Source organism: Mailhella massiliensis, from assembly GCF_900155525.1.
Classification (GTDB): Bacteria; Desulfobacterota; Desulfovibrionia; order Desulfovibrionales; family Desulfovibrionaceae; genus Mailhella; species Mailhella massiliensis.
Genome location: NZ_LT706927.1, coordinates 1 through 5,716, shown reverse-complemented (window position 1 = coordinate 5,716; position 5,716 = coordinate 1). Strand labels below are relative to the sequence as shown.

At 52.9% G+C, this 5,716-nt stretch carries 4 protein-coding genes; all 4 read left to right on the top strand.

The window, feature by feature from the left end; translation table 11 throughout:
* Nucleotides 1–266: 266 nt before the first annotated feature.
* On the top strand, nt 267–1,271 hold the full coding sequence (locus tag CZ345_RS00165) for a TRAP transporter substrate-binding protein (protein ID WP_077071190.1): 1,005 nt from the start codon (nt 267–269) through the stop codon (nt 1,269–1,271).
* An 88-nt stretch (nt 1,272–1,359) separates the two neighbouring features.
* Nucleotides 1,360–3,243 carry a TRAP transporter large permease gene (locus CZ345_RS00160; protein WP_083717021.1) on the top strand — a complete coding sequence of 628 codons (1,884 nt, stop codon included), beginning with the start codon at nt 1,360–1,362 and terminating at the stop codon, nt 3,241–3,243.
* 101 nt (nt 3,244–3,344) lie between these two features.
* Nucleotides 3,345–4,694, top strand: coding sequence for an MATE family efflux transporter (locus CZ345_RS00155; RefSeq protein WP_077071189.1), 1,350 nt, complete (start codon nt 3,345–3,347; stop codon nt 4,692–4,694).
* An 837-nt stretch (nt 4,695–5,531) separates the two neighbouring features.
* On the top strand, nt 5,532–5,716 hold a 185-nt coding region (locus CZ345_RS17140), incomplete at its 3' end, for a hypothetical protein (RefSeq protein ID WP_204224169.1).

The window sequence follows — 5,716 nt, the reverse complement described above, 5'->3', positions numbered from 1 at the left end:
GAAAGTAGCGTTTGATACGAGCAATCTGTTCATGAGAAAGATAAAAAAGTTCCTTCATGGCATCCTCCCTATGCCGACAATAAGAACTTCTTATCCTTTTGGCAAGTAATGAGTCCTGAGCCTAGGAGAAGTGCGCCTTGCCGAAGGTTGCGTGGAACAGCTCCGGGAACATGCTGGAAATATCCTGGGAACACGGATGATCTCGCAGAGATAACCTGTTTCCAGAACAAGTCCATATCGTCCACCCCAAAAACAAAGGAGACATTATGAAAGCGAAACACATTCTGAGCATGCTTCTGGCCGGAGCCCTCGTCATATGCGGAAGCATTTCCCTTGCCCAGGCCAAGGCACAGTATGTTCTGCGGGCAGGAAACAGCGGTACTCCCGGATCGGAAATGGAACTGCCCTACCTTGTCTTCAAAGACTATGTGGAAAAAGCTTCCAACGGTGCCATTGAAATCAAAATCTTTCCCAACGAAATTCTGGGCAACGGCCGTGTCATGGGCGAGTCTGCCCAGAGAGGCACGCTGGACATCGCCCAGGTAGCGGCCGCCGTTATGCCTTCATTGTGGAAAGGGTCTGCCGCTGTCGGCCTGCCCTTCGTTGTTGATCCCGAAAAGATTGATTCCTTCCGCAAGGGACTTTTCGAAGGCGAACTCCGTGCCTACCTCAACGAACAGATGGAAAAAATAGGACTCAAGCTTCTGTGGATCACGGATACACCCATCAGATCTTTTGCCTGCACAAAACCTGTCCCCACGCTTGCGTCTCTTAAAGGGATGAAGATGCGTGTTCCCAACTCTCCTACGGAAATAGCCAGCGCCAAGGTCATGGGGATCATACCGTCCACCCTGCCCTTCGGTGAAACCTACACCGGACTGCAGCAGGGCACTGTGGACGGCGAGCTTCTGGCCATCGGTTCCTACCCTCCCTTCCGTCGCGACGAAGTGGAAAAGCACATCATCATGACCAATCACAGCTACAACTTTGAATTCGAAGTCATGAACAAAAAGCGTTTCGACAGCCTTCCCCCGGATATACAGAAAATCCTCATGGACGGCGGCAAGAAGGCCCAGGAAGCCCTGCCCGCATTCCTGGCCGACTATCAGCAGAAAGGGGAGGAATACTGCAAGGCGCACGGTGTAAACATCTACTACCTCAGCGACGAAGACAAGGCGGAACTTCGTCGGCTGTCCCAGAGCGTCTGGAAGGAACTGGAAGGCGAATATGACGCCAAGCTGCTCCAGCTGATGCTCGACGCGCAGAAATAGCTCTCATCCCAAGGTGCCGCAGCAGAATTTGCTGTTGCGGCACCCTATGTCCTGTACTCCTCCATTTTTCATACAAGGATCATGTGTTATGTCTGCAGAACTTGGAAGCACGCAGGGAAACGCCTTTCTTTCTTTTTCCGCAAAAATAGACACCTGGCTTGCATGGGTGGAAAAGCCCGTGCAGGTTGTCGGTATGCTGGCCGCCACTTTTCTCATCGTTTACCAGACGATATTCCGCTACATCATCGCCAAACTCGGCATGACCGGCGATACTGCGGCCTGTGAGGAACTCGCTCTGTTCTGTTACATCTGGTGTGCCTACTTTGCGCTGCCTTGGGCGACAAGGCAAAGAGAAAACATCAGGATCACCGTGCTGTTCGACAGGTTTTCCGAACGAGGCAAGAACATCCTTTGGGCCTTTTCCGAATGTGCCTTCCTCGCTTTTGCCCTTTTCATGGTCTATCTGACCGGTGAACTCGTTTACAGCAACATAGTCTTCCCCAAGTATACAGCCGGACTCGACATATCCTACGCCATTCCCTACTGCGTTCTGCCCATAGGTTTCATCATAACCTCCATACGCCTGCTCCAAAATATGATTGAACAGATATACAGGGCCGGCATGATGAATTCCTTCATCGGAACGGTGCTCTTTGTCGCGTTTACCGGGACGCTGTTTCTGGACTTCGAACTCGGCACCATGACTATCCTTCTCATTGCCCTTATCGTGTTCATGCTTGTTGGTGTTCCCATCGCCATCAGCCTCGGTTTATCCACCATCATAAGCATTATCGCCAGCGACAGCGTCCCTGTCGGCACCGTAGCGCAGATATCCTTCGTTGCACTGGATAATGTTCCTCTTCTCGGTGTCTTTTTCTTTATCACCGCAGGTATGCTCATGGGGGCCGGCGGCCTTTCACGCCAGCTTATTCATGTGGCTGAAGCCATGGTCGGCCACATCCACGGCGGCATAGCTCTCGCCGCCGTTGTCGGCTGCATGTTCTTTGCCGCCATTTCCGGCTCCGGTCCGGCCACCGTAGCGGCCATCGGAGCCATTGCCGTACCCGCCATGGTGGAACGCGGCTATGACAAGGGTTTTGCCGCAGCGCTGGTAGCCTGTGCAGGCTCCATCGGCATTCTCATCCCGCCGAGCAACCCTTTCGTCATGTATGGTGTTCTTGCCCAGGTTTCCATAGGCAAGCTCTTTATGGCAGGTATCGTGCCCGGTCTGCTTCTCGGCGGTATGCTCATGGTCTACAGCTATGTTCTTGCCCGTAAAAAAGGCTGGAAGGGCAGTCAGGACGGCTTCAGCATGAAACGCCTGCTCCAGGCATCATGGGAGGCGAAATGGGCTCTCATGATCCCCGTCATCATTCTCGGCGGTATTTACTGCGGTATCATGACTCCCACCGAATCCGCCGCTGTGGCCACTGCTTACGGCCTTTTTGTGGGTGTCTTCATTTACCGTCAGATCACCTTCAAAAATATTGTCCAGGTCCTGTGCGACTGCTGCTCTACGGCAAGCATCATTCTCATTCTGGTCGCCATAGCCAGTATCTTCAGCTATATCCTCGCCCTGGAACAGGTGCCCAACGACATTGCGGAATACCTGTCTTCGCTGACGGACAGCAGAAGCGTCTTCCTGCTGCTTATGATAGGCCTGCTGCTTATCGTAGGCATGTTCATGGAACCCGCTTCCGCAACGATTATCCTTACGCCCATTCTGGTTCCCGTACTCATCCGTATGGGGATTGATCCTCTGCACTTCGGCGTCGTTCTGGTCTTCGGCACGGCGGTAGGCTTCGTCACTCCGCCCGTGGGCAACAACCTGTTCGTTGCCAGCGCGATTTGCGACCTCAAGGTGGAAACCATCGCAAAAGCGGCTCTGGGTATGCTTTTCGGAATGCTGGTACTCTTCTTCCTCATCACCTATGTACCGGCAGTCTCACTTTTCCCGACCTGGAGCATGTAATCCCTAAAGGAAAGCCGCCGCGTTCAGGCGGCTTTCCTTTAGAGCGACCCATCAGTTCATCAATCCCGACGACGGATGTTTTTGTACGGCAGGAATCCATTATGGCAAACGCACTAGCCGACGCCAGAATCGGCCCTTTGCTGCTTTCTCTGGCCATCCCCACGACACTGGCGCAGTTCATTACACTTGCCTACAGTCTCATCGACCGTATCTATATCGGGCACATGGACGACGGCGTAGCAGCCATGACCGCAGTAGGTTTATGCTCCCCCATCACCATCGTCATCCTAGCCATTACCAATCTTTTCGGGAGAGGCGGAGCGCCTCTCAGCGGCATTCACCTCGGTGCTGGCGAACAGCATGATGCCGACAAGATCATGACCAACAGTCTCGTAGCTCTTGCCTGCACATCCTTTATCATCACCTTAGGCATTCAGCTGTTCTGCGACCCGTTACTTCTGCTCTTCGGTGCCAGCGAAGCCACCCTGCCCTACGCAAGAGACTACCTGCGCATCTACAGTCTCGGTACATTCTTCTTTCAAAGCAGCCTGGGCATGACCCACTTCATCAATACACAGGGTTTTACCAAAACAGGCATGTTGATTCCCCTTATAGGAGGTATCGTCAATATCATTCTTGATCCCATATTCATCTTTCTGCTGGATCAGGGAATCCGCGGCGCAGCAATAGCAACGGTTCTTTCACAGATCGTATCCTTTTTATGGGCACTGCGCTTTCAGCGTGGACCGGATGCCATGCTGCATCTGCGCGGTATATTTATTTTTCCTCATAAAGATACCTTGATCCGTATTCTGACACTCGGTGCAGCTCCAGCCTTCATGGTATCTACGGAAGGGATATTGCTGCTGTGTTTCAACACACAGCTTGCACGGTTCGGCGGCGATATCACCATAGGCTCCATGACTATTCTCTCTTCCGTTTTTCAACTGCTCTTTCTCCCCATGCTGGGGATATGTCAGGGAGCACAGCCTATTCTCAGTTTCAACTACGGGGCGGGCAACTACCAGAGAGTAAAAAAAACCATCATTCTGGCAGGAAAGGCGACAATATGCTATTCCATCGTCGGAACCCTCTGTATCGTCTGTTTTCCCCAGATTTTTACCGGAATGTTCACCACTGATCCGCTTTTGATGGAAAGAAGCTCTTCCATGCTTCAGATCTATATGCTGGGAGGATTTTTACTTGGCTTCTCCGCCATAAGTCAGGATACATATACTGCCCTGGGAGACGGCAAGCTGTCCTTTATTTTCGCTTTTATCAGAAAAGGAATACTGCTGATACCTCTTATCTATATCTTCCCCTTCTTCTGCGAAAACAAAGTCATGGCAGTCATCATGGCAGAACCTGTCAGCGATTTGACAGCTTCCATCATAAGTGGTTGTTATTTTTTCTTCTATGTACAAAAGAAGCTGACAGAACAGACCAGTTAACATTCCTGAAAAACATCTTCCGACATCTGGAACATTTCCCCTGCCAGACGCAGCGTCCTTCAGAGTATTCCCCAGGTTCTTCTGAAGGACGCTCGTTGCCATACTCCTGCAACGATTGCTCACTTTGGCGATGGTCATACTGACACAAAGATATCGCCTCTGCTTCGTCTTCTCCTGCCGGCGCAGCTCTTCAACATACCCTGAAATTCCCGGATGTTCTGCTGCGTTAATTTAAAAAACCGCATACCTTCTTTCTGTAACGTTCCCCTCAAATGATCCAGCATCCACATTTCCCGATGCCGCAGCAAAGAAAAGCCCTCACACCGCTTTTCCGGCACGATGAGCAAAAAACGGGGAAGGGATACGCTTCTCTGACAAAAGGCCTCAGAGGGGCGGACAAGGCCCCGAAAGACAGAAGAACATGGGGAAAGCCTTTTCCCCCAGCTTCTTCCCCCGTGCTTCGACTGCTTCGTGAAAGTCTGTGTCTGGTGGATAATTTGACCGGGGCGTCACCTCTTCAAGGGAACCCCCTCTTCCTTGCCGCAGACGCCGGGGGAAAACGCCTCTCCTGCAACGAGGCCCCGCGCCGCACGAACCGGATGCAGCTCAAAGCCGCCCTCTGCACCTGCCCCCCCCTGGCGTACAGAGTTCACAGGCTCCCGCCCCGGGGTTCCGACAAACTTCCCCCTCCCCCGCACAAACGCGCCGTGTCCGCCCCCCCCGGGTTCCGGCAACCGGAGCCGCCGTCCCCCAAGGCCGTGCACGCTTTCCCCACGGAGCATACGACCCCTTCGGCCTTTCTCCACCGCGTTTTGCCGCGCAGGAAAACGCCGGAACATGCCGACATGTTTCGGCAGTACCGCCCGTGTGATTTCCAGACCGGTTTCATCGGGGAGAGAAAAACAAAAAGCCCCGCAGGCGGCGCAGGGATGCGCAGCCCGCAGGGCTTTAAACGACGAAAGGCTCCTGAAAAGGAGCCTTTCCAAAGATAACCTTGGCATCGGCCTACTTTCCCACGTAAA